Origin of the sequence: Desulfonema magnum (assembly GCF_017377395.1) — a bacterium.
Taxonomy (GTDB): domain Bacteria; phylum Desulfobacterota; class Desulfobacteria; order Desulfobacterales; family 4be13; genus Desulfonema_C; species Desulfonema_C magnum.
In genome coordinates this window covers 1,172,106-1,196,122 of record NZ_CP061800.1, presented here as the reverse complement: position 1 = coordinate 1,196,122, position 24,017 = coordinate 1,172,106, and the positions used below count along the sequence as shown (strand labels likewise).

15 protein-coding genes are annotated in these 24,017 nt (G+C 44.1%); 4 read left to right on the top strand and 11 right to left on the bottom strand.

The genetic code is table 11. From position 1 onward, the window contains the following. Positions 1 to 37: 37 nt before the first annotated feature. From dnm_RS04785 to dnm_RS04775, 3 genes are all read right to left on the bottom strand, one after another. Positions 38 to 5,788, bottom strand: a complete 5,751-nt coding sequence (locus dnm_RS04785) for a LamG-like jellyroll fold domain-containing protein (RefSeq protein WP_207681563.1) — start codon at positions 5,786 to 5,788, stop codon at positions 38 to 40. A gap of 46 nt (positions 5,789 to 5,834) precedes the next feature. Continuing rightward, positions 5,835 to 6,155, bottom strand: coding sequence for a hypothetical protein (locus dnm_RS04780; protein ID WP_207681562.1), 321 nt, complete (start codon positions 6,153 to 6,155; stop codon positions 5,835 to 5,837). An 89-nt stretch (positions 6,156 to 6,244) separates the two neighbouring features. Further along, positions 6,245 to 7,612, bottom strand: a complete 1,368-nt coding sequence (locus tag dnm_RS04775; RefSeq protein WP_207681561.1) for an OmpP1/FadL family transporter — start codon at positions 7,610 to 7,612, stop codon at positions 6,245 to 6,247. 685 nt (positions 7,613 to 8,297) lie between these two features. On the opposite strand from dnm_RS04775, the gene dnm_RS04770 reads away from it, so the two are divergent. Together dnm_RS04770 and dnm_RS04765 are read left to right on the top strand one after the other, a co-directional pair. After that, positions 8,298 to 10,343, top strand: a complete 2,046-nt coding sequence (locus dnm_RS04770; RefSeq protein ID WP_207681560.1) for a tetratricopeptide repeat protein — start codon at positions 8,298 to 8,300, stop codon at positions 10,341 to 10,343. After that, positions 10,340 to 10,936: an RNA polymerase sigma factor gene (locus tag dnm_RS04765; RefSeq protein WP_207681559.1), complete on the top strand. Its 597-nt coding sequence runs from the start codon at positions 10,340 to 10,342 to the stop codon at positions 10,934 to 10,936. The genes dnm_RS04770 and dnm_RS04765 overlap by 4 nt, the downstream gene beginning before the upstream one ends. Here the strand turns inward: dnm_RS04765 and dnm_RS04760 are convergent. Then, positions 10,933 to 11,082 (bottom strand): hypothetical protein, encoded by a 150-nt coding sequence (locus dnm_RS04760; RefSeq protein ID WP_207681558.1) that lies wholly within the window; start codon positions 11,080 to 11,082, stop codon positions 10,933 to 10,935. The genes dnm_RS04765 and dnm_RS04760 overlap by 4 nt on opposite strands. Positions 11,083 to 11,424: 342 nt before the next feature. Between dnm_RS04760 and dnm_RS04755 the strand changes: the two genes are divergently transcribed. Continuing rightward, positions 11,425 to 12,054, top strand: a complete 630-nt coding sequence (locus tag dnm_RS04755) for an anti-sigma factor family protein (RefSeq protein WP_207681557.1) — start codon at positions 11,425 to 11,427, stop codon at positions 12,052 to 12,054. Then, positions 12,044 to 14,041: a CHAT domain-containing protein gene (locus tag dnm_RS04750; protein ID WP_207681556.1), complete on the top strand. Its 1,998-nt coding sequence runs from the start codon at positions 12,044 to 12,046 to the stop codon at positions 14,039 to 14,041. The genes dnm_RS04755 and dnm_RS04750 overlap by 11 nt, the downstream gene beginning before the upstream one ends. Positions 14,042 to 14,504: 463 nt before the next feature. Here dnm_RS04750 and xrtA read toward each other — a convergent pair whose 3' ends face one another. The 7 genes from xrtA to dnm_RS04715 all read right to left on the bottom strand — a co-directional run bounded on the left by xrtA (position 14,505) and on the right by dnm_RS04715 (position 22,987). Then, positions 14,505 to 15,353, bottom strand: a complete 849-nt coding sequence (gene xrtA, locus dnm_RS04745) for an exosortase A (protein ID WP_207681555.1) — start codon at positions 15,351 to 15,353, stop codon at positions 14,505 to 14,507. A gap of 39 nt (positions 15,354 to 15,392) precedes the next feature. Continuing rightward, positions 15,393 to 17,654, bottom strand: a complete 2,262-nt coding sequence (locus dnm_RS04740) for a tetratricopeptide repeat protein (RefSeq protein WP_207681554.1) — start codon at positions 17,652 to 17,654, stop codon at positions 15,393 to 15,395. Between the two features lie 200 nt (positions 17,655 to 17,854). After that, positions 17,855 to 18,769: a hypothetical protein gene (locus dnm_RS04735; protein WP_207681553.1), complete on the bottom strand. Its 915-nt coding sequence runs from the start codon at positions 18,767 to 18,769 to the stop codon at positions 17,855 to 17,857. Between the two features lie 164 nt (positions 18,770 to 18,933). Beyond that, a complete protein-coding gene (locus tag dnm_RS04730; protein ID WP_246556201.1) occupies positions 18,934 to 19,575 on the bottom strand; it encodes an exosortase C-terminal domain/associated protein EpsI in 642 nt (213 codons plus the stop codon). Positions 19,576 to 19,653: 78 nt separating this feature from the next. Then, positions 19,654 to 21,279 (bottom strand): outer membrane beta-barrel protein, encoded by a 1,626-nt coding sequence (locus tag dnm_RS04725; protein ID WP_207681552.1) that lies wholly within the window; start codon positions 21,277 to 21,279, stop codon positions 19,654 to 19,656. A gap of 151 nt (positions 21,280 to 21,430) precedes the next feature. Then, positions 21,431 to 22,378 (bottom strand): polysaccharide biosynthesis/export family protein, encoded by a 948-nt coding sequence (locus dnm_RS04720; protein WP_207681551.1) that lies wholly within the window; start codon positions 22,376 to 22,378, stop codon positions 21,431 to 21,433. Between the two features lie 12 nt (positions 22,379 to 22,390). After that, positions 22,391 to 22,987 carry a Crp/Fnr family transcriptional regulator gene (locus tag dnm_RS04715; RefSeq protein WP_207681550.1) on the bottom strand — a complete coding sequence of 199 codons (597 nt, stop codon included), beginning with the start codon at positions 22,985 to 22,987 and terminating at the stop codon, positions 22,391 to 22,393. Between the last annotated feature and the right edge of the window lie 1,030 nt (positions 22,988 to 24,017).

Below are 24,017 nucleotides of genomic sequence, written 5' to 3'. Positions count from 1 at the left end.
TATCAATTATCAATTCTCAATTCTCAATTATCAATTATCAATTATCAATACACGGGCTGTCCCATATCAGATTCGGCTTTTCCCCATCATTGACTTTAATCCAGTATGCGTATCCCGGACCGACATATGTCAGATCGCTCCACGGCGTCAGATTATAGGACCTGACACCTGTTTTATCAAACCCCCTGATGTATGTGTATTGATCGTTAATGGAACAGAACGCCTCACCAATATTGTCGGAAATAATATGGTACATCACCCTGTTTTCCGGAAAAGCCGCCGCGGGAGCATTGCCTGTGTGAAGCACCTTGTTTCCGAGATAACCGACCAGATTCCACCCTGGTTGCAGGGGTATTGCTTTGTCACCGTCAAGGAGTTCGCCATCAAATGCGAGCCAGATCAGCCCGTTTTCATCCACATCAGCGTCTTCATTTATCTTGATCTCATAACCATATCCCGCGGCCATATACGTCATATCGCTCCACTCACTCAGATGGTAAGCCGTGACACCGGTGCAGTCAAAACCCCGGACATAAGAATATTGGCCGTCTATTGAAGCTAAAACATTGCCAATGCTGTTCACCTGTTCATATTCAATGCCCCCGATCATATCACATTCAGGTTTGGTTCCCACATAATAACACTTGTTCACGCTGAAGCTGAAAAGATTCCAACCCACATGGAGAGGGATTCTCTGGCTGACCCGGTATTTCCAATCCCATTTTTTTGAAACACCCTCTTCCCATATGTTCTCACCGCTGAGGAGTATCAGAGCATGTTCCCGCTCTTCGCTCGCGCTGTATGTTTTCAGAATAATCGTATCCCCCGGGACCGCTCCGTCTTTTTCAGGCGTTGCCGCGTCATCACCATAAACGCGCATGGAATAACCGGCCGAGTATGCGCTGTCATATCCCACGATCAGCAGTCCGCTGTTTCCGTCCTCAACATAAGCCGCCACTTCATCACCGTCAGCAATTATATGATCTGAACTGTCGTAAATATTACCCGTTATATCCATATATGTGGCGGTTGTTTTTGGCGGGGAAAAATGAGGCACGATCTCCTCGAACTCGACTTTGATTGACATGTCCGCATTCATCACCACATCAAGGGGATTTGTTGTACTTATAATACCGCTGGACCACCACTGGGTCAGCTTGCAGCCCGTGTCGGGGATCGCTTCGAGGGTCACGGTCTCATCTGAGACAAACTGCCCGTTCCACGGCAGGCTGCGAATATCTTCGTTGACTTTCACCTTTCCCTTGCATTCATCATTAACGACCCTTGACAGACTCAGTGTGTAATTGCTCATTGCGTAGGTGGCGACAACAGAGACAGGCTGGCCCTCATCAGGCGTCACAACCTGAGTCGGAGGGGTATCCCATCCGGAAATGGTGTTAAATTGTATTGAAACCTCCGACGTTTGGGAGACATTATATGTCTCACCGCTTTCGTGCCATACCTCGCCGCCGTCCGCACTCCATCTGGCCCCTTCGTCTGTGGCACCCTGGGGAAGAATGATGACTTTCACATCCCAGCCCACCGGGTTTGATCTTCTGTTATATTCGTCCAGGTCTGTGCGCCCGTCATCATCCTGATCCCCTGTTCCGTCTTTGGATAAGTCGTTAAAATAATACCCTTCCCAGTTGTCAGGCATTCCGTCTTCATCCATATCTTCCGGGGACGGAATAATGACAACATCACCGCAAGGGGGTCTGCACGGAGAATACGGAGGGGTCAGATTGCAAAAATTCCCGCCCTGTTCAGAAATATTACTGAGTGTGCCGTCGTTCAGATGTAAGCAGTCTGTGATATTTTCTCCTCTGTTTCCGGAACGGTAAAGCACTGCGGTCTCATCTCCGTAAAATTCGTTGTTCAGCAGTGCGGACGGTGCCGCGTCCGCCCCTGTTTCCAGGATCCCCACCAGGTCTTTTCCCTGGAGATAGATGATGTTATTTTCAATAATGACATCGCTGTCAGCGGTATCCAGCGTTATGGCACAGGCCGAGCCACCGGTATTGACCAGATGAAAACGGTTATACGCGATACGTCCGCTGCTGGTTCCCACATAGGAAATTCCCTCGGAACTGAGGGTCTGGTCACGGGTTCCGGATTTCAGGCTTCTTCGGGCTTTGGAACTCGGATGCTGGTCAGGGATGTGGATAATGGTGTTGCTGATCTCCACATTTTCGGAATCTCTGATGGTCATGCCGGTTTCAGCGCCCATCACCGTAATTCCGTTAATTATTGTATTGGGAGCATACGCCAGCTGAATGGCCGCGGGGCTTTCAGTGGCCATGATGGCTGTGAAATTAGGGTCCGGCGGATCATCCCGGTACCATTCTCCTGTATCTGTATCTCTGTTCCATCCGCCTTCCAATCTCAGCCCGTCGGTGTTTCTGATGGTCAGCGGTTCAGAATACATCCCTTTGGCGACACGGATGACGCTGCCAGGGGGGGCTATGGAAAGCGCCTGGGTAATGGTATTGTATCCTGTTGTGTCCCCGGGCATGGCATTCACATAAATATCTCGCGGTGCAAGCGGAGATGTTCGAATGTACTGCGGATCATTCTCATCCGCGTCCGCGCTCGAACCCAGCTGACCATGATTGCCATTGTTCGAATAATCAAAAACAAGTTGCCCGCTGCCTTCGTCAAAACGCCAGTGAAGGGCCAGCCCGCTGTCAGGGGAAAGCAAATGTTTGTTCATGTTCGCCTGAATCTCTTCCTGTGTGCGGACATAATTCCATAAGCGGAAATCATCTATCTCACCCTCAAAAGCCTCATCCATATCCCGGTAGTCCGCGGGAGACGGCGTTTTTCCGCCCAGCATCAGTGAACCGCCGTTCATTATCGAGCGGCCTTTTGCAAAACTTTCTGAAAAAGCCGCGGTTCCGTCTTTAAAAACCTTGATGTTACCAGTTTCACTTTGCCATGTCAGCGCGATGTGATGCCATTCATCATCATCAACAGCAAGAGGGCCTGTCACCTTCTCGTTGCCCCTGTCCAGGGTGAGATATGATTTTTCATCAATGGTAATGAAAAAGGCTTCTTCCGTGAACACGCGGGGAACCGCGTAAGACATTACCATTCCCTTACCTGAAAACTTCATCCAAAACTCAAGGGTCATTTCTGTTGACGGGAAGTTATCTATGGGATAGTAAATAACATAATCATCCGCGCCGTCAAAACGCAGGGATTTTTCTTGGACGGATACGGGTCTGACATAGACCGTTACTGTCGTGGTCGCGTTATTACCATTGTTATTTTTCACAGTGTATCGGAACTGGTCCGTGCCTTCGAAATTTGCCGCGGGTATGTAAGTTACAGCCGTGTCCTCAACAACAACTTGTCCTTTGTCGGGTTTTTCAGCAGATATTATGGTAAGCCTCTCTTCCGCGTCATTGTCGAGAACAGAAATATTCACAGGGGTATTTTCATCGGTGGTGATGACGTCGGCTCTGGCAAGGGGAAGGGCCTGGGAATCATTCGGGCCGGTATTGCCCTCATATTCCTGCAAATTGTTATAACCATCCTTATCCGGGTCCTCTTTTGCGTCATAAATAAAAGCAAGCGTGCCATTGCTGACTTCCCAGCCATCGTTCATGCCATCGCCGTCCGTATCCCAAAGTTTCGGGTTTGTTTTATGATCATACTCCTCTGAGTTTGTCAGCCCGTCATCATCCGCATCTCCGGTTTCATCCTGTGAGATGTCATCAAAGTAATAGATTTCAAAATTATCAGGCATTCCGTCCTCATCTGTGTCCTCAGGCGTGGGGATAACTACAACATCAACACATTCCGGCGGTATGCAAGGTGAGTAGGGCGGCAGCAACGTGCAAAAATTCCCCCCCCGCTCCGAAATATCATCAAGAGTGGCATCATTCAGATGAACGCAGTCTCTGACAGTTCCCCGTTTGTTTCCGTCATTGTATAAAACCGAGCTTTCATCTCCATAGAATTCGTTGTTTAACAGCGTGGCAGGCGTGGCATTTACGCCTAACTCCCGGATACCTGTCATAACATTTCCTTCCAGGTAAATAATATTATTCTCCAACCGGATACTATCGCTAAGGTTTTCCAAAGTTATGGCATATGCGGAATTGTTATCTGTTTTTCCCTTAACCAGATGAAGACGATTCCGTGCGATATGTCCCTCACTGCTGTTCTCATAATGTATGCCTTGGGATTCCGCATTGCAGTCAATGCGAATGACATTGCTGCGTATCTCGGCACCGGATGAGTTCTGAACATAGACACCAATGTCATCTCCCATAATGGTAAATCCCTCAATAAGCGTATTGGCCGCGTTATTTATATAAATCCCGGCAGAACTGGCAAAGGCCATGATCACAGTGGACGTCGGGTCTGGCGGATCATTGTGATTCAGCGTGTCAGGGTTCCACCCCCCTTTTATCTTTAAGTCGTCAATATTGTTAATTGTCAATGCTTCTTTGTATATGCCTTCTGCAACATGAACGGTGCTTCCGGAACTTGCCTCATAAATGGCCTCGGTAATGGTATTGTAAGGTGCATGGTATTTTCCTGTTTCTGTGCCAGTGAAACTTGTGTCCACATAAATATCCTGCGGCAGACACGATATTGGCGTGCTTCGCGAGTGCTCATACGCTCCCATATCCGGATCAGAACCCGCGGGATCAGGACGAGGATTTCCTTCAATATCCCTGTCCGATACGGCATAGATATCAGATACATTCTCTTCAATATCAGTATCAGCCGCGTCATCCGTATAAAATTCATTATCTGCTTTCCCGGCTCCGATACACGGGCTGCAATGGGTAAGATGATAATCGCCATTTTTCTGATCCGCAAACATCGGATCCGTATCCAAATTCCCGGTCAGCCACTGCGTATAGACGTTCCCGCTGTTCACAATGCCTTTGTGTCCGCCCTGGATATTTGAATAAGACACAGTAAAGATACTTTGGGTGTCACTCTCGTTCTCAAAAAGAATCTTATTGTCCCGGATAATGCTATTTTTCAAAAGCACATTACAGCCGCCTTCGGCGAAAATACCGCTGCCATCTTCTGCTGAATTATCTGAAAGTGTCGCATATATCAGGACAAGACCGGACGCTTCACAATATATGCCGCCGCCGTTGAGGGCTGAATTTCTCGTAATTTCCACATTTTTCAAAACAGGTGCGGAAAATGCTTTGCAGTAAACTCCTCCGCCCCGATTAATAACAGAATTATTTGAAATAACTGTGCTTTTTATGACAGGATAAGCATACGCGTCGCAGAAAATTCCCGCTCCGGAGGTTGCGCTGTTATTGGTAATTTTTAAATATTCCAATGTGGGGCCGGATTCATAACAGTAAATCCCGCTTCCTGAACCGTTTGTAATTGTAAACCCGCTCAGTACGGCATTGGAATTCTCTCCGTTCTGAAAGCTCACGGTCCCTGTATTTTTCTGGGCAGCAGCAACAGAGGACTTGCTTCCATCTATAATTGTCTTTTCAGCACCTTCCACAGACTGAACCGTAATATTTTTGCCTTTGAAATCAATGGATTCCGAGTATGTTCCCGGGTGGACAAGGACGATTCCGCCCTCTTTGCAGGCATCAATGCCCGCCCGGATGCTGGCAAAAGGTCTGATCAGGGAGCCGTCTCCGCTTGTATCGGAACCATTTTTGGCAACCTGTAATTCAGGAACGGATAGATCATCATCTGCTAGGCCTGACGTACCTACTGAAAACACTGCCATCATCATGCCTAAAAAGACGATGAAAATCTGTTTCCCTGTTATCTGGTTTTTTATCATCATTTTCTCTCCTGAATTCAAAATCCCCCGGCCGGATATATAACAATCGTTACAGATAACACGTCACCATTACATACCAGTATGCACTAGCATAAACACCTTTTTTAAGTAACCGGCCGTTGACGATGACATCATATGTTCCCGGTACAAGTGTTCTGTTATAATATCCCCATCCCATGAACCTCAGTGTATAGTATTCATTATTTTCAGTGTTGCGGGCAATGACCTGGGCGTCTGTTACCGGATTATGATAAACATCCAGCACTCTGACCCAGAAATGATTATATCCCGCGCCCGCGTCTCCTGAATCTGTCATAAAGACAAAGATACAGAGGACGCAGGCAACAAAAATTGTTATTGTTTTCTTCACAATAAAATCCCCTTTGATTTATTACGAATTCAACCTTTCTCACAATTTAAGTAATACACAAGGGAAGTTGTTTTCTTACAAGTCATTTTCTAAAAGTGAATGATCAGCGATGAATACATCATGAATTCATTTACATCCTGAGAAAAAGAAAAATCATAATATCGAACGGATGACTCCGCGACATCATTGCCGAACCGATACTGACACGCGATATCGAAAACATAACGGCCCACTGCGATACCCGAACCCAGACTCACGCCGTAAAAATCATCAGGACCGCCCTCAGCAGGGGCAGGATCATAAAACATGCCGCCCCGGAGAGGAATCACATAGTCGGATGTCTGATCTATAAACAGATACTCAGCTCCGATTCGTATCTGATGCGTGGCGTCAATATCTGATTCCCCGGGACCTTTGTTTGTGATAGGAGATTTTTCATTTCCAGTTGAGTCTTTGTAGATGAAATCCTGCCATTCGGTTCTGTAAACATCTGCTGACAGCGTGAACTGATCTGAAAACCGATAGGCAACACCCATGCCATAAGACATGGGCATATCTAATTCTTCATCATAGTCATATGAAAAGGTATCCAGAGTTTCGCCCTGGCTGTCTGTCACTTTTTCTGATATCCTTCGTTCGTACCTTATGTCTGCTGTAAAAGGAAATTTAAATACCCCTCCGATGGTCAGTTTATCTGTAGCGTGCCATAAAACGCCCAGATTGGCGTTAAAACCGCTAAATGAATATCTGTCATTTATCTTATAATCATGAACAGAAGAGGGGCCGACTGGTATCCCAGGAGGCAATCCATGGACTTGCAGGGTTTGTGTACTCATAATATGGGTTTTTTCTTCCCATTCATTATTGAGCAAATCATCCTCCCAAAAATTTAATGTGAAACCAAAGGAGAACTGCGGGACAATCTGAACGCAATAAGCAACTCCGAGGGCGGAAAGGCTTCCGTCCCGCTCATAATTCGTATCATCATCTGCTATCAGTTTTCCCGCCGGAGTATCAGCCATGAACTGGTTTGAAAACTCCCATTCCCGTGTAAAATCGTAAAGATGCTGGTAGTTCAGGGAAACTATCATATTGCGATTGAAAAGATTGAACGGATAGGCAATGCTAAGGTAGTTAATATCTTGTTCGGAGACACTCTGGGATTCGTTAGACTCGGGGACAGTTCCGAGGGTGCTGTCCTCAGTTCGATGAAACCAGTTTCCCACAACCGATATTTCCGGCCATTTTAATTGAACAAGGCCGGCAGGATTCCATGAAGCTGCTGTGGCGTCATCAGCAACTCCGATGAATGCGCCGCCCATACCGAGTGCTCTTGCTCCTGACCCCACAGGGTTCGGTGAAGATGCAAAGTCTGTATCCCTTTGTTGTGCAAAGGTGAAATCAGACCCGAAAAGCAAAAAAATAATAAAAAAACACAACACAACTTTCTTTTTCATAATATCTCCTCTGTAAATCAATGTAACCTACTGATTTTACGTTCCCGAATTTCCGGGATTTTCATGGGTGCGTATGATCATTTTCAATGTTCATACGCGCTCCTTTACTGATAAACGGCCATGACCTTCGGTCACAACGAACCATGAAAGCCGGCCCCTGGCCCATATGCATCAGGCTAAGATTACAACCTACTGTTTTTATTAACTCTGATTTTGCCGGACGGGGTTTGCAACCCCGTCCGGAATATTTTCCGGATCGCCGCCTGCAAACGTTTCGGACGGGGTTGCAAACCCCGTCCGGCAGCCGTCCCGCATTCTTAGCCTGATGCATATGGCCCCTGGCCCCTTTCATATCAATGGCCATGATCTGCCAGTCACAACGAACGATGAAAGTTTTAAAATTTTCCTAACACCTAACACTTTTTCTTTTCATATTTACACTGCATTTATTATTCTTGTTTTAAGAAAAAGACAAATAGCATTTTTGAATAAAAGCTGTCAACAAGTTGACAAATGGAAGAGTTTTCATAATTCTGTTGATATGAAAATAATTTTTCGTTAAAATATTATTTATTGACCAAAAATGCTCCTGCCAGACTGGAAAGTCCGGCAAGTTCGGACGGGTGTCAGGAATGTTATGTCAGGTTTCTATGAATTTCAGATCATATTTTAGGGAGGCATTGGGATGAAAAAAAATAAAAAGAGAAATGTAATGACCTTTTTTTTTGTTTTATCGGTTCTGACGCTGCCATTATTGTGCAGCTGTGCGGTTGCGCCTGATCCTGTCTGTGTGAAGGCTCGGAAGTCTTATTGCAAGGCAAGTGGCAATTTTACAGGGCAATGGTATGATTATTATGAGCGAGGACTTTCCTGCATGGAGGGCGAATGCTATGAGGCTGCCCTTTCTGACCTGGATAACACATTGAAAGGAAGATTTGAAGATCAGAGAATGGCCCGGACTTTCGGGATGCACTTTGTTGATTATTTTCCCCATCGGGAAAAAGGACTGATACATTATCTCATGGGAAATTATGATGCAGCCAAATCAGAACTGGAACTCTCCATAAAACAATACCCCTCTGAAAAGGCGTTTTTCTATCTGGACAAAGTCCGCAAACATATCATGGAAAAAGAAAAGCAGCCCTTATCTGTTCCCCGTGTGATACTGGACTCTCCCCTGAATGAATTCGATGAAATATGGACAAAAGCAGACCCTGTGGTTATTTCAGGAAGAGCGGAAGATGAGCAATATGTTTCAGAGATCAGCCTGAAACACAAACCTTTTTTTATAGAACGTTCCGGACAGGTGGTGACATTCAGAAATGAACTTACGCTGGCCGAGGGAAAACATGAAATTGATATTATGGCAAAAAACCTTCTGGGCGGCACGGCAAAACAACGGCTCATTTTCTGTGTTGACCGATCAGGACCGGTTATCATTCTGACAAAACCTGATACCGGAGGCAAAATAACGGGCTGGCTTTATGATGAATCCGGTGAGATACGCTTTGCATCGGACGGGGAAAATGTGCCTGTTCCGAAAGGAAAAAAAGTGCCTTTTTCCGTGCCTGTGAAAGCAGGTCAGAAATATATCACCCTCCTGGCAAAAGATAAATTGGGAAATCAGACAGAAGCCGTTGTCAATGGTGATATGGCTATTCTGGCTGATGCCAGAGGAACACAGCCCCTGCTGGCGCAGATAGATGTGGTGACAGATTCCGGAGCCGATGTTTTCGGTTCGGCAATTAACAATTCAAAACAGATAAAACCTGAAATTATTGTGCAGGGATGGCCTGACCAGAAAACTGTTTTTCTGGAACGGATATATATAAAAGGATATGTGAAAGGTGAAAACAATATTGAATCGCTGACTGTGAACAACATGCCGGTTCTTACCCACCCGGGACAAGTCATTTTTTTTAACCGCCTTAAGAGATTGAAAAGCGGAAAGAACACGATTACAATCAGGGCCGAAGATGAATTCGGCAATGTCACGGTAAAAGAGATTTTTATCCATCGGGAAGTTCCCCAGGTGTTTAAACCGAATTATCGCTATTGCCTTGCCATGCATCTTTTTGACAGCCTGGAGGACGGTCCGTCCGGGAAGCAAACGCTTTTTCAGCATCTTTTTCTCAAGCGTCTTGTTGATCATAACCGCTTTCAGATCCTGTTGCGGCAAGAATTGAAAACATTTTTTTCTGAATATAAAAATGATGTTGTTTTTTCAGAAGATGCTGCCTTTGAACAGAAAGGTCTGACACCTGACGCCGCGCTCTTAGGAAGTGTTTATAAAACAAGAAACGGGATAGAAATTGTGGCACGTTTTGTTGATGTGAAAACAGGTGAGATTCTGGCAATAAAAGATGTTTACAGCGAATCCGAAGACAGACCGACCCTGGCTTCTATGGCGGAAAAATTGGCGGAAAAATTCCACAGAACATTTCCTCTCATGGATGCCCGCATCACTCAGATCGAAAAAGGAAGATTTACCATGGCATCTGAAAAATGGATACCTGAAAAGGGGGAAATAACAATGAAATGGCCCCTTATTATCTATCGCAAAACAGAACCAGAACACAATCCCATCACAGGAAACTCGCTGGGATCTGATACAAAAATTATCGGGGATGCCAGGGTTGAGGGAATAGCGGAAGACAATTACCTGGCAGCGCCTCTTAATGGTCAGGAATTTGAAAGAATCAAACAAGGGGACAGGGTGATAACTCGATGAAAAAGAAACTTACACCTGAAGAAGAGCGTGAAATTCTGCATGAGTGCATACATCATAAGAAATGCGAGAAACTGACTCGGCAATATTGGAACCTGATTTATAAAACCGTCCAGAAGACATTTATTTTTAAAAACGCCCCGTTGGTCAGAGAGGAACTTGAAGAAGTTCAGCAAGACGTGTTTGTGCAACTGTTTGATGATGATTGCAGGCGCCTGAGACAATACAGAGAAGGGGGCGGATGTAATCTTGCAGGATGGATTATTCTTATTTCAAACAGAACCGCGTTAAATCATCTCAGGGGGAAAGATCCTCACAGTATTGTCGCACGCCAGTATCTGACGCTGTTTGAAGACATGAAACAGGAACTGGACATGAAGAAGGAAGTGAACCGCCTGGAAGCCCGGGAAAAGCTGTTGAAAATCGTTGAAGCCTCGGAGAAACTGCCCTCTGTCGAACGCCTGGTGTTCAAACTCCATTATGTCTATGAATTCTCTTTGCAGGATGTTGCTTCATATATGAAAAGAGAAATCGGGAATATTTATACTATAAAATCCAGAGCGATAAAAAGACTGAAAAAATTAGTAGAAGATTAGATTTGAAACTTGAAACTTGAAACTCGGAACTTGAAACTTGAAACTTGAAACTTGAAACTTGAAACTTGAAACTTGAAACTTGAAACTTGAAACTTGAAACTTGAAACTTGAAACTCGAAATTCGGAACAGTTAAATACGCATACATAGAAATCTGTCGAATTTCAAGTTTCGAGTTTCAAGTTCCAAGTTTCAGAGGAGTATGAAGAAGGAGAATTGTCCCCCCCCTGAATACTTCTTTTACCCCATTGACTTATTCTGCTATTTTATTATTCTATGGAATATGCAGGGAAAAAGGCTGTAAAAAACGCTTCTGATCTTTGAGCGGGCAGATTTCCGAATACGCTTGTCTCAGTGTTCGGATATCGGCGTTTATGGATAAAAATGATAAAAAAAAACAGCTTTTTTAACAGTAAGTTGTCAGCATAAGATTTGCATGTAAGAATTTTTTATTCCCTGTGTATTAGTTACAGTAAAGGAGGCTTTTATTATGAAACTACAGTGCATTGATATGGATGTTCTTGCCGATTATATCAGCGGCGATCTTTCGGACAGAGAAAGAAATCAGACGGAGAAACACCTCGCGGCGTGCGATGAATGTTTGGAAGAATTTGTCTTGGCAAGAACCTTGTTGGACGACAGCGAACTGGCTGAATATGAACCTGGTCCCATGGAACTTGTCCGGAGCCTTTTGCAAGAGGTCGGGGACACGCTGAAGAAGAAATTCTCTGAATGGATCAGAGGACTGGCACCTCCTGAATGGATACCCCATTACGAACCCTCGCCTGTCCGTTCCGGGGCAATGTCGGATGTGGGCTCTATGCTTGTGAAAAAGGAAATCAACGAACTGCAAACAGAGCTGTATGTTGAAAAGGAAGCAAATGATACGGCACGCATATGGGTTAAGGTCGCAAAAAATAATAATGTCGCAAAAAACGTCTGTCTCACTCTGATACGCGATGGAAAATTTCCGTTTGGCCAGATTCTGAAACGAGACCGTGAGTATGTACTCTTTGATAGGCAGCCTTTTGGCAATTACAGTCTGATGCTGGAGCAGGATGCCGTGGAAAAAGGGGGCTACTCTTTTGAGATAACCGACGCAGGTTTTTATGAAAAATAATACGATTTATCTTGAAGCCGCGAGAGAGAAAAATCGCCTGAAGATAGGAATTCATACCTCTCGGGATGTCATTTGGCATTATGAGGACTTGCCCGCTCCCATGGATAAGATCGAAAAGACGAGTGTTTCCATGGCCGAGGCGTTGAACAACGCCAGCAGAAAAGGATGCGGAGGGCTTCAGGAGTTCGAAAAGCTCAAAGCTGTGGGACAGATGTTATGCGATGAGCTGCTGCCCTTGGATATCAAAGAGAAACTCAGGAAATCCGAGGCTGAGTATCTGGTGCTGAAACTTGATGACGGCTTGGTTCACATACCGTGGGAACTGCTCTGCGTGGATGATAAATTTCTCTGCCAGCGATTCAGTATGGGCAGACTGGTAAAAACCCGCCAAAAGATCGCGGAAAGCAATGAACGCCCATTGACAAAGCCCTTAAATATGTGGATACTGGCGAATCCCCGGGGAGACCTTGATATTGCCGGTTCGGAAGGGCTGAGGCTTTTTCAGACCATGGCCCGGCTGAATCAGGAAGAAGATATGATTGATCCCTGCCTGGACGCGGAGATCACGCCGGACGAGGTAAAAGAAAGAATAAAAAGTTATGATGTTGTCCATTTTGCAGGCCATGCCGAGTACAGTTCAAAAAGCGATCAGAGCGGGCCGGGGCAAAGCGGATGGAAATTGGCAGACGGTAATTTCACGGTCAGTGACATTGATAAAATGGCAAGCAGTTCGGCAATGCCGGCGCTTGTGTTTTCCAATGCGTGTCAGTCCGCACGCACAGACGCATGGGAACGGAGAGAAAAGACCGACGAAGGATCTTTCGGGCTGGCAAACGCTTTTTTGCGTTCAGGTGTGAAACATTATCTCGGCGCGTTCTGGGAGATAATGGACGAACCCAGCAGCCATTTTGCCCATGAATTCTACGGGCTTCTGAGCAACGGAACACCCATGGGCAAAGCAGTGAGAGAGGCGAGAACCAATCTGATAGACAAATACGGTCCTGATACGTGCTGGGCCAGTTATATTTTATATGGGGATCCGAGAATCAGCTATTTTGCTGAAAATGAAGCCCCTCGGAAACAGTCCGCGCCCGAACCTGCGATCACCCGGGCCACTGCGACAAGAGGAACATTGTTTAACTACACGCTGAACACAGCAAAATTAAAAGAAATGCAGACATGGCTGACTGTGTTTCTGACAGTCATTATCCTGGTATCCGGGATCATTGCAGGCAATTACTTCATCCAAGGATTCAGCTTGAACCAAAAGATCAGGATACAGGAACTTCTTACAAACCAGGCCGAGAAAAAACAGAAACGAACCGAGGCATTATTCAGAGAACTGACAAAAATCACAAATCTGCCTGCTGAACAACAAAACGCCAAAGTTCTGACGATGGCCATGATATTTGACTCTCAACTCTCTGTTTCCAATAAAAAAAAAGAAAATCTGGCTGCGTTTGCCATTCAGAACCAGCTTATTGAACACTCCCGTTTTAAAATACTGGAGAGGAAATCTTATGATATCATCCTCCGGGAACTGATTTGGGAAAAGCCTGAACAGTTAAAGCTCCTCATGCCGAAAGTGCTTCTCTTTCTCGAAGTGTATGAGGATGAGGAACAATCTCTTGTTTTAATGCGGCTGGTGGATAAAAAAACAGGAACCGTGATTGATAACCTGTTTGAGGAACTGGATGTAAACAAGCCCATACTTGCCCAGAAAAAAGAACTTTCCGAGAATCTTTTGAGAAAACTGGCAGAACGCTATCCGCTCAGGGGCCTTATTTCGGAGATAACGGAGAATAAGGTCACACTGAATATCGGATATGAAGCAGGCGTCAGAATGGGGCAATGGCTCAGGGTTGTTGGAAAAGATACTTTTTTGAAAGTCATCTCCGTTGAATCCGGCACATCTTCTGCCCGGGTAACAAAGGGAAAGAATAATTTGAAAAAAAGGTGGGAAGTCGAGGTCATTCCTCATCTGTAACACCCGCTGACCTCCTCTGTTGTTTTCTGCCGCGTTCGCGGCTTTCAGATCATTCCAAACAAAATATACTTTTCAGTCAGGTCTCTGAATTGACCCGGCTTGTTCGTCTCGTTACCACGTTTTGCGTGAGAACAAGATACATGAGTATGAGATGGTGTTCGGAACGCGAAGCATTCCTCCTGCACTTCCGCGCAAACCATGAGAACGAGAGATGCTTCGCGTGGGAACGAGATAACCGAAGGAAGGAGAAAAAACAACACCGGCCATCATCTCTCATATCAGCAGACCAGAATATCAAGGTGTTATAAGTACCTAACCATAAGTTTTCGATATTTTTACCGGGGAAGAAACCCGGCTTTTCTTACCGGAATGACCTGCCGCCCGTGACGGAAAAACCCGGGTTTCTCCGCGGTTCGAGGCAAAAAAGATGTATAGAAAACTTTTGCTCAGGTACTTAATTTCCTTATGACGGAGAGATGAATTTTGATTCGATTTTTGTGAGGGTCAGAGAAATAACAAAGAGAAGAATAAACGCAATAACAAAGACCAGTATGCCTGATGTTTCATGTATAGCACCCTGGGCTGCTTTGATACCGATCCGATGAGCCAGCATTGCCGTGGAGGTCAGACGAAGGATATTCACAAATATGGCGATGGGAATGGCTGATAAAAAGAGTATCCATTTGTTAACGGTTCGCAATGAAATAATATAGGCAAATGCTCCGCCCAGGGCCAACAAAGAGGTCAGTGAGCGCAGGCCCGAACATGCATCCACCACCTCCAGGGAAGCATCTGCCAGATGCAATATATTACCTTCCCGAAGAATGGGAATGCCGATAAATTCTATGACCTGAGTTGTCAAATCCGCTGCAAACAGTTGAAGCGGAAACGCGAGTTTATTCCAGATAATCGCAGGAATAGGAATCATAAATATCAGATATCCGATAGGAATGATGATTTCCCAACTGATCTGTTTTCCGAAAATATATAATGACAGCCCCAGGATAGTTATTACAATAGCAAATCGCATGGTGAAAAGTTCCGCTCCGATGTTTCCGGCGATATGCATCAGCATCCCTGTTCCAATGACAAACAACCCCCAATTGCTTGGTTTTAAAACGTATTCGGATAATTTTTCTTTCTTTTGCCATATCATGTAGCCAGTAATGAAAGGAATGAGAAATCCGTGTGAATAATTATCGTCATTGGACCAGTCACGAACCAGCTTGATAAAGGTGTTACCAAAAAGGGCAGAGAAGGACACGGCCAATATAACCATTTGAATATAAATTGAGTGTATTTGTTTTTGCATTTTTCTTTTATGGTTCCTTTCTCTTAATTTCTGATTCACTTATTCCCACGCCTCATCCTCCAATCCCTGATAGAGTTTTTCCGAAAGCGGGACAGTGTCAGATAGCGAACCGGGGACCGGCTGACCTCGCAGCTGTCTGAGGTGCTTTTTCGCGTGTTCCCGTTCAGGGTTTTCCAAGCCTAATTCAAGCGCATGCTTCAGACGCTCTGTGGCATCCGGCATCTTTCCGCTGGCATAAAGGGCCATTCCCAGATGAAAATGAATCAGCGGGTGTTCCGGTTCCAGGGAGCGCGCCTCCGTGAGCGTGAGGATTGCCTGGGTAACGGTGTTATTTTTATAATACGCCCAGCCCAGAGTGTCTGTCACGCCCCCGTCTTTTGGAAGACGCTCGGACGCGAAGCGGGCGAGTTTGAGCGCCTTGTCCGCATTTGTGTCCCGCTCCAAAAAAAGCCACGCCAAATTATTGGCAAGGTATGGAGAGTCCGGATTTCGGGTCATCGCGGTTTCAAGTGTGTCAGCGGCCTCTTTAAACCACATTTTCTGTCTGTAGGCATCTGCCAGTTCAATATAAGCTTTGGGAAAATTGGGAAGATTGGTGATGCAGGCTTTCAGTACCCGAATCATATTTTCCTGGTCCTGACTGTTTTTATAGATTTCCGCCAGCCGCAGGTAAGCGGCAGCCAATTCAGGTTCAGCGGAAACAGCCTGTTCAAAATGCGTTTTGGCTTTCTCTGTCTCATCCAGAACCAAATATACCTGGCCCAGTATATGATGAAGGAATCCGTTCTGCGGCATTTCTTTTACAGCTTCCTCAACGCACAGCTTTGCCATCTCGATGTCCCCTGTCCGGATGAGCAACTGAGCATATCTCATGGATGCATCTGCTAAGTCAGGATGCTGCTCCAGCAGTGCCTCATAGATTTCAAGGGCTTTTTCATCATAATTTGATAATTCAGCGATCAGGGCCTTGTAATAAAGAGGCGCTGCCATGTCAGGAGAAAGACGCCGGGCCGCTTCAAATCTGAGAATGGCCGAATCATAGCGCCCCTGGGCAAGAAACACATTCCCCATCATCAGGTGTGACCGCACGTTTTCCGGTTCCCTCTCGTAAATCCTTCGGGCATGCTCCAGGCTTGCATCAAATGCTTTTTCTTTATATCGAATATCAGCCAGTGCCAGGTCAGCTTCGGAAAAATACGGATCTGTCGTCAGTACCTTGATCATGCGCTCCCGGGCCAGACTGATTTGTCCGCCGGCCAGATAAGCAAGGCCCAGAAAATAATGAGACACAGGGAGGCCGGGGTCTTTTTCCAACGCTGCCAGAAAATGGGATACAGCATAAGAGGGAGCGCGAGTGAGCATAAAATATTTACCTTTTAGCAGATGCAGTTCCAAGTCATCTTCTCTCTCCTTGGAAAGTTGGTCAAGTATCAGCTGGGCCGCGGGCATCTGGTTTTGCGCCAGCAGAATTTCGACCAGAAACTTCTTCATAAACCTGTTTGCCGGATTTTTCTTAATGAGTTTATCCATGATCACACGGGCTTTCTCATACGAATCACTGTTAAAATAAAACTCGGCAAGCATTCTCCGGAGTCTGATATTTTCCGGGTCAGACTGCACGGCTTTGAGAAGATACGCCTCAGCTTCCTTGAGGGTTCCCCGGAGTTCCCAGTAATTGCTCATTTCCAAAAGGATTTCCGTCGCATCAGGCTTCCGGGAGGCCAGCCTTTCATAGACAGCTTCCGCAGGTTCGGTCTTCCCTTGTACCAGACAGCAGACAGCCAGTCTGATCATGGCTGTCTCAGATGCCGGTTCTATGGAAAGGGCCTGCCGGTAGTCCGCTTCAGCCGCATCAGGCTGATTTTTTATGCTCATAAGATCGCCGTGGAAAATATGGGTGTCAGATGTGTCACCGCCGCGACAGGCCCTTTGCCAGCTCTCCTCAGCCGTTTCCACATCCAGAAAAGCGAGTTGTATTTTTGCCAGTTCGAGCCACACCTCCCAGGCATCCGGCTCCGAAGCGACCACTTTATGAAAAGCTTCGGCAGCTTCGGAAGGATAGTCCATCCGAAGATAAGTCTTTGCAATTTTTATATAAATCTCAGATTTCCGAGGATAAATTTTCAGTGCCTCTTTCCAGGCACCCAGGGCTGCCTCATATTTCCGCTGTTTAAAATGCTCATCACCTTTCTGATCCCATTGCTGAAAAAGCGTTTTTGAATCTTCTGTACACGCGGCGATACAGAGAAATGATAGCAGGCATAATGCCTGAAATACCGTGTAACGTGTTATGCGTCCCATGTTTGAAATCTCTGACAACTCAGCCTCTTTAATAAGTTTATCATAAGTAGCTGACCATAAGTTTTCAATATCTGCCCGGGGAAGAAACCCGGCTTTTTTCCCGGAATGAGCCGCCGCCCGTGACGGAAAAAGCCGGGTTTCTCCGCAGTTCACAAAAAAAAGATGTATAAAAAACTTTTGATCGGGTACTTATTTTCCTGTTACCTATGAATCACAGAACGAATGACAATCACTGTGAAATAGATCATGAAGATCAGAACCAGACCATAGACAATGGCTTTTATTTTATTTAAAAGCACATAGCGTAATACTTTTGAGGGAAATTTAAACATGCGTTCCAAAAAATCATCTTCATAATAGAAATCTCTCTTTTTGCGTTTCACTGCAACAGAATGAGCATCTTTCGTATTGTGTCTGTAAAGCGGCGCATCCGAAGCAGATGTTTTGTTTTTGAATGTCCTCGGAGAAGGGCCAAAAAAATTTCGGGATGTCATTTCAGATGGTTTTTCAGAATGATACGAATTTGCCCGGAATCGGATTCCGGCCAGAAGCCGTGAGGCTGTCCTTTCAGCAGATTCAGCCAACAAACGAGGATGATTTTTGGCTAATTTGCTGATCTCCCTGTTCAGTCTTATCCATTTCCTGTGAACAGACAACATTTCACTGAGCTTAGGCGTGTCTCCCATCTGAATATTGTTTATCAGGGCAAGTAAATCCGGCTGAATGTCATCAGAGGAAAACTCCAGATCCGAAAGCAACGCATTCACCCGCCGCTGCAAATCGCTGTATTCTTCAAGCAGTTTCTTTAATTTCAGGTTTGCATACAGGAGTTTTGTCACTGGATTTTCAAATGTCTCGGAATGGTGAAACACAGCATAAACCGGCAGGTTGAACTCAATCAGATCCGCGGGAACAAATTTATCGGAATAAGGAAAAATGATTGTTTCCTGACGCTGTTTTGGCAACACATGATTAAAATTGTCATACAATACAAAAGTGTTCTTTTCTTTGTTCTCAGATATCTTCGAGTAAAGACCTCCGAGGTTTTCAAAACCTCGGAGGTCTTGGGCTTTGTCTTCACCTGAGTGGTAAAAAGCATATGTTGAGCTTGTCATCAGGAACACAGCCACACACACCCGCGACACAAAAAGTGCAACACGGATAGTTTTCGGAAACCGGGAAAAATTCTCTGATTCTGGCTCGGATGCGATTTCAGACTGGGAGGTTTTTTTATTTTTTAAATATAAAATCAAAATGTTATTTTTTAAAGCTTCATGTGTTATGACGGGATATATTCATACAGCAGGGGCATCAGATGTCTGGCAAACTTTTTTAACTGCTGTAAGGTCATCTCCTCATTATTGTTGACAATCGGTGAGATAAGCCTCACAAAAGAGCCATCTGTCCGGTGGCGTGTGACAGAGTCAATGACCAGCCAGATTTTCTGCATATACTCAGAAGAAATGATTCTCCCCCGGGATTGAAACCAATAGAGCATAATCTTTTTCTGATCTCCTTTTTGTATGATGAGTTTTATTGCTTTTATTTTATCAGGATGGTCCCCGGGAAATTCCAGTTCTTCAAGCGATGTCCGGATAATATTCCATCCTGCCCCGGGCATACAGTTTTTGGGTGAATGAATCAGATCCCCCTCTTGCTGGCTTTGATAAAATCCGATATAAAGATGGGTCCAGAGCGCTTTCGGGTCATTGTACCTGCACATAAAATAGTCATCAACCCCCAGCACATCATAAATATTTTCAGAAAAAAATTCTCTCTCCCCCTTCCATTCCGCGAGCTGTGTTGGAAAAGTTTCAAAGGATTTGTTCGGATGAATTTCCTCACCTTCGCTGATATAATGAAGAAAAACCATAGTCACAAGCATCACAACTGAAGCCGTAAGTGTATTTTTAAGGAGCATAGCTATTCCTAATTGATAATTGATAATTGATAATTGGTAATTGGTAATTAATAATTGATAATTGATGATTGATGATTCCTAGTCTAAGATACGAATCGGACGGAAAGGGGATAAGATGACCTTCAGATGAATCCGATTTTCTTCATAATCATTTTCGCTCAGGGTGGACTCAACTGTGCGATAGAAATAATTAAGCATCACAGATAACCATTTTTTCTGGTAAATCAGACCCGAACCCATTTCCCTGGTTTCGTCATTTCGTGTATTTTCTTTAATATCCAGATACTTATCTCTTCTGTAAGCCCCGTAGATATTACCACTGAAATATTTGGTAAACGCATAGTTTATCGTACATCTTGCGTCATAATATATGCCGAAGCCAAGTTTTTCCGCGCCAAAATAAGATTCATCATATCCGCTTGATGTTGCGAAACTGAGCGAGCCATGCCTGCTGAACATCCAGGTTTTTCCAATATCACCGTTGACAGATAAGGCGGACTCGTTTTTACTTTCCAGTCTGTCCCGCGTGAAATAGCCAATGGTAAACGAAAGCGGAACCCCTTCTGCCAGTGTGTAATTTATGCCCACTGAAGGATCATAAATTTTATAGTCCTCACCCTCTCCCTTAAAATCCATAATTGTATGTGCGTATCGGACAACCCCCTCAAGATGTTTGGTAAACTTCTTGGTCAGTTTCAGACTTCCGTACCAGTTATTAAAATCTTCGGAGGATTCTGAAAATCTGCCAGCGATACGGGAGACGGTTACCTCCGTTTCCAGGTGAAGCGGCACGGATCGGTAAGTCAGCGTTATATATGGTTTCAAACTCTTGTGCCAATGATTAAGGTGGTCCGATGGATCTGAAAATTCACCTTTGCTATAGGAAAAGCTGGTTTCAATTCCGAATCTGTCGGGGATAAACCAGTAATTCACGCCCAGTGACGGACTCAGACTTTCTTCCCAATAACTGTCTTTCCCGGGAGTGGCCGAATATTCGCCTCTTGTATAGGAAACACTCGCATCAACGCCCAGTTGTCCGGGAATAATCCAGTAGTTCAGCCCGGCTGATGGGTTATGATTTGTTTTATCTTTAACACTCGGATCTTCGTTTTCAAGAATGCTGTAAACATACCTCATGTTGAAAATATCAGATTTGCCAAACTGATGCGTGAATCCGATGTTTGTTGTATTTGTATAATGAGATTCCCTGCCTCTCCTGACGGTCTCTGTTTCGGCCTCATGTTCTTTTTCAGATTCCAAGGCATAAATTTCAGTTTCTTCGGTCGCCGCTTCAGTCTCTGTGAGGGTTCTTTCAATTTCTGTGACAGATTCTTCAGTCAGTATAAATGAGTTCTGAAAATCCAGGCGGGTATGTTTTGTAAATCCGATCCATCCTGAAAACAGGGCATTATGACGTAATGTGTTATTCTCGATGAGTTTGTCGTAAGAACTGTATCCTAAATCGTATGAAAATGTCAGGGCCCTGGTTTTTCCTAATATCTGGGCGGTGAACCCCGGAGAGATGACAGTAATAAAATCCTCTGTTTTATTGTCTTTTGATAAGGAAAGATTGTCTGAATACTCTGTGTTTACCGAAATTCTCGGGGTAAAGAGTTTCTGATATCCGGCTCGGGCCGGATTCGTCAGCACAAGGCTGCATACAATAATGAGAAAATAAATTTTAAATTTACCGTAAAAATACATTCTGAAAAGCCGGGTTTTTTATCTGAAAACATTTTCATGACCGGGGGCGAAAAACCCGGCTTTTTCATGAGCGTTTATTTGTCATTTGTATCTTTTTTTTGTTAACCAGGTTGAATGAGAGTATTATCAATGACAAATGACAAAGAAACAATCAGGGGACAATAATCGTATCATCTGCTTTTATCAGTATATTCTGACTGAAATCTTTACCTCTTGCAATATTTTTATAATTGATCCTTATAATTTTCTCCTTGCCGTCTTCCTGTCTGACAAGAATAATTTCTTTTTTTGAAGCCCATTCGGTAAATCCGCCAGCAAGGGCAAACGCCTGAAGCACGGTAAGATTTTTTATAATATCATACTGACCTGTTCCTGAAATTTCACCCAGGATATAAAACTTCTGGCTCTGAGGGTTTTTTACGGTAATATTGACAATGGGATGTGAAACAAAATCTTTTAATCTTTTTTCAATATGTTTTTTTACCTGCATCGGAGTAAGCCCTGCCACTTTAATATCATCAAGCAGCGGAAATGTAATTTTACCATCAATTCTGACAAGCAGTTCCTTTGAAAAATCAGGTTCCTTCCATGTCATGATTTCCAAAATATCACCGCTGCCAATTTTGTAATCTCCCTTTTCCGCTTCGGCGGTGTCTTCAATTTCCGGAGCATTTCCGGCGGATTTTTCTGTTTTTGAAATATTTTCGGCAGATGTTTCTGTTTCCGCATCAGCTTTTTTTATTTCCGGAACATCTTTGGCAGATGTTTCTGTTTCCGCATCAGCTTTTTTTATTTCCGGAACATCTTTGGCAGATGTTTCTGTTTCCGCATCAGCTTTTTTTATTTCCGGAACATCTTTGGCAGATGTTTCTGTTTCCGCATCAGCTTCAGTTTGTTTTGTATCGGGGACATCTTCCGCAGAGTTATCTGTTTCCGAATCTGTTTCCTTTATTTCCGCATTATAACTATCCTGAATGATTTGGGTAACTGCCTTGGTTTCCGGTTCGTTTTTTGGGGCGGTGACTGAATAAAAATTAGGTACACAGGAGACTGTCGTTAAAAGCAAAAAAAACAAACCCGAAAGCAATATTCTTTTCATAACCATTTTTCCCTAAACTGTATTTATGCGCTTCTGACCTCTTAACCGGCTTTGCAACAGCGCTATTTTTTCCTTTGCCTTACTTAACTCCTCGGTTTTTAATATCAGACGATTCACCAAATTTTGTTTGTCCAATTCTTCTTTTGTTCTGACCAGTTCTTCGGTTGTCACTCTCAGGCGATGGGCCAAAATCTCGGCAAAACCTCTGTACATTTTGTATCTGGATTCAAACTGATCGCTGGCTGACAAGCCATCAACATCAGAAATTTTTATTGCCAGACACATGGTATTATCCGCGGCATATACAGAAGCTGACCTTGCTGAACCGTCCAATGCCCCCATTTCACCAAAAATCTCTCCCGTGCGTTGCAAAACAGACAATACTTTTTCATTTTTTACAATTTTTGCTTTGCCATAGACAAGATAGTATATACAGCCATCATAGCTGCCTTCCTCAAAAATCAGATCACCGGGTTTATATTCCTTTATTTTACTTAATCGCAACAGTTTCTGAAGGTCTTTTTCTTCAAAAGATTTCAGCATCGGCACTTGTGTCATTTCTTTTATGATATCATAATTATATTTAAAATAATCAGAGTGATCCGTCATATCTGCCTTCTCCCGAAAAATAAACAATTGGAAATAATCGTTTGTTATTGCCCCTGCGAATTTTTACCGTGAAAATACATTTTGAAAACCCGGGTTTTTTATCCGGAAATATTTTCATAACCGGGGGCGAAAAACTCGGTTTTTTCATGAGGTTAGTTTTTCAGATAAATAATTTCAGTTGCCGGGGCAATCCGTATGTGGCTTTAAGCGGTGTTTTTTTTAGAAGTAAGTACAATGAGATAAATTTTTTAAATACAGATGACTTTGGATTTCTGAAGACTGTGAAACTTCCGAAGCCCCCGGATATTGAAAAACGGCATCCTTCATTTAGTAGTTTACACTTTCAGCTAAAATGAATTTTTTATGTTTTTTTTAATTCATGATAATTTTGATTATTTTTATAATATAAACAACCTATTACAAAAAAAACTACAAATTTTGTAGTTAATTTTAGCTAATCATGTTTGAAGTGTGTAAAAAACTACAAAATTTGTAGATTTTACAATATCTATTTGTAAATATTACTTTTATTTAGCTACAAAATTTGTAGATTGAAAAAAAATGGACTTTTTTTCAAATCACCAAAAGTGTAAAGTACTTTTGGGCAAATATGAAGGATGCCTGAAAAACATACATATTTTGGTAGTCCTGCACAAGCAGTGATGAATGAGATTCAGTGTCCTGATAACCGAGGGACTGAACGGGATTCATCACTACCTTTGCAGGACTACCCATATTTTTATCCATCCACTTAAACGAGGCCATCTGAATCACCTGCTTTTATCTGTCCGCTTTCCGTGCTGCTTGGCCTTCGACAAGCTCAGGGCACGGCCTTCCTCCGGGGCAACGGCCTTCCTCCATGGCAACGGCCTTCCTCCGGGGCAACGGCCTTCCTCCGGGGCAACGGCCTTCCTCCATGGCAACGGCCTTCACCCGTTCCCTGAGCCTGTCGAAGGGAGAGAACAGCATCGGCCAAAAAATAACAGCAAAAACTGAAATTTTCAGACGGCTTACACTTAAACGGTCATGA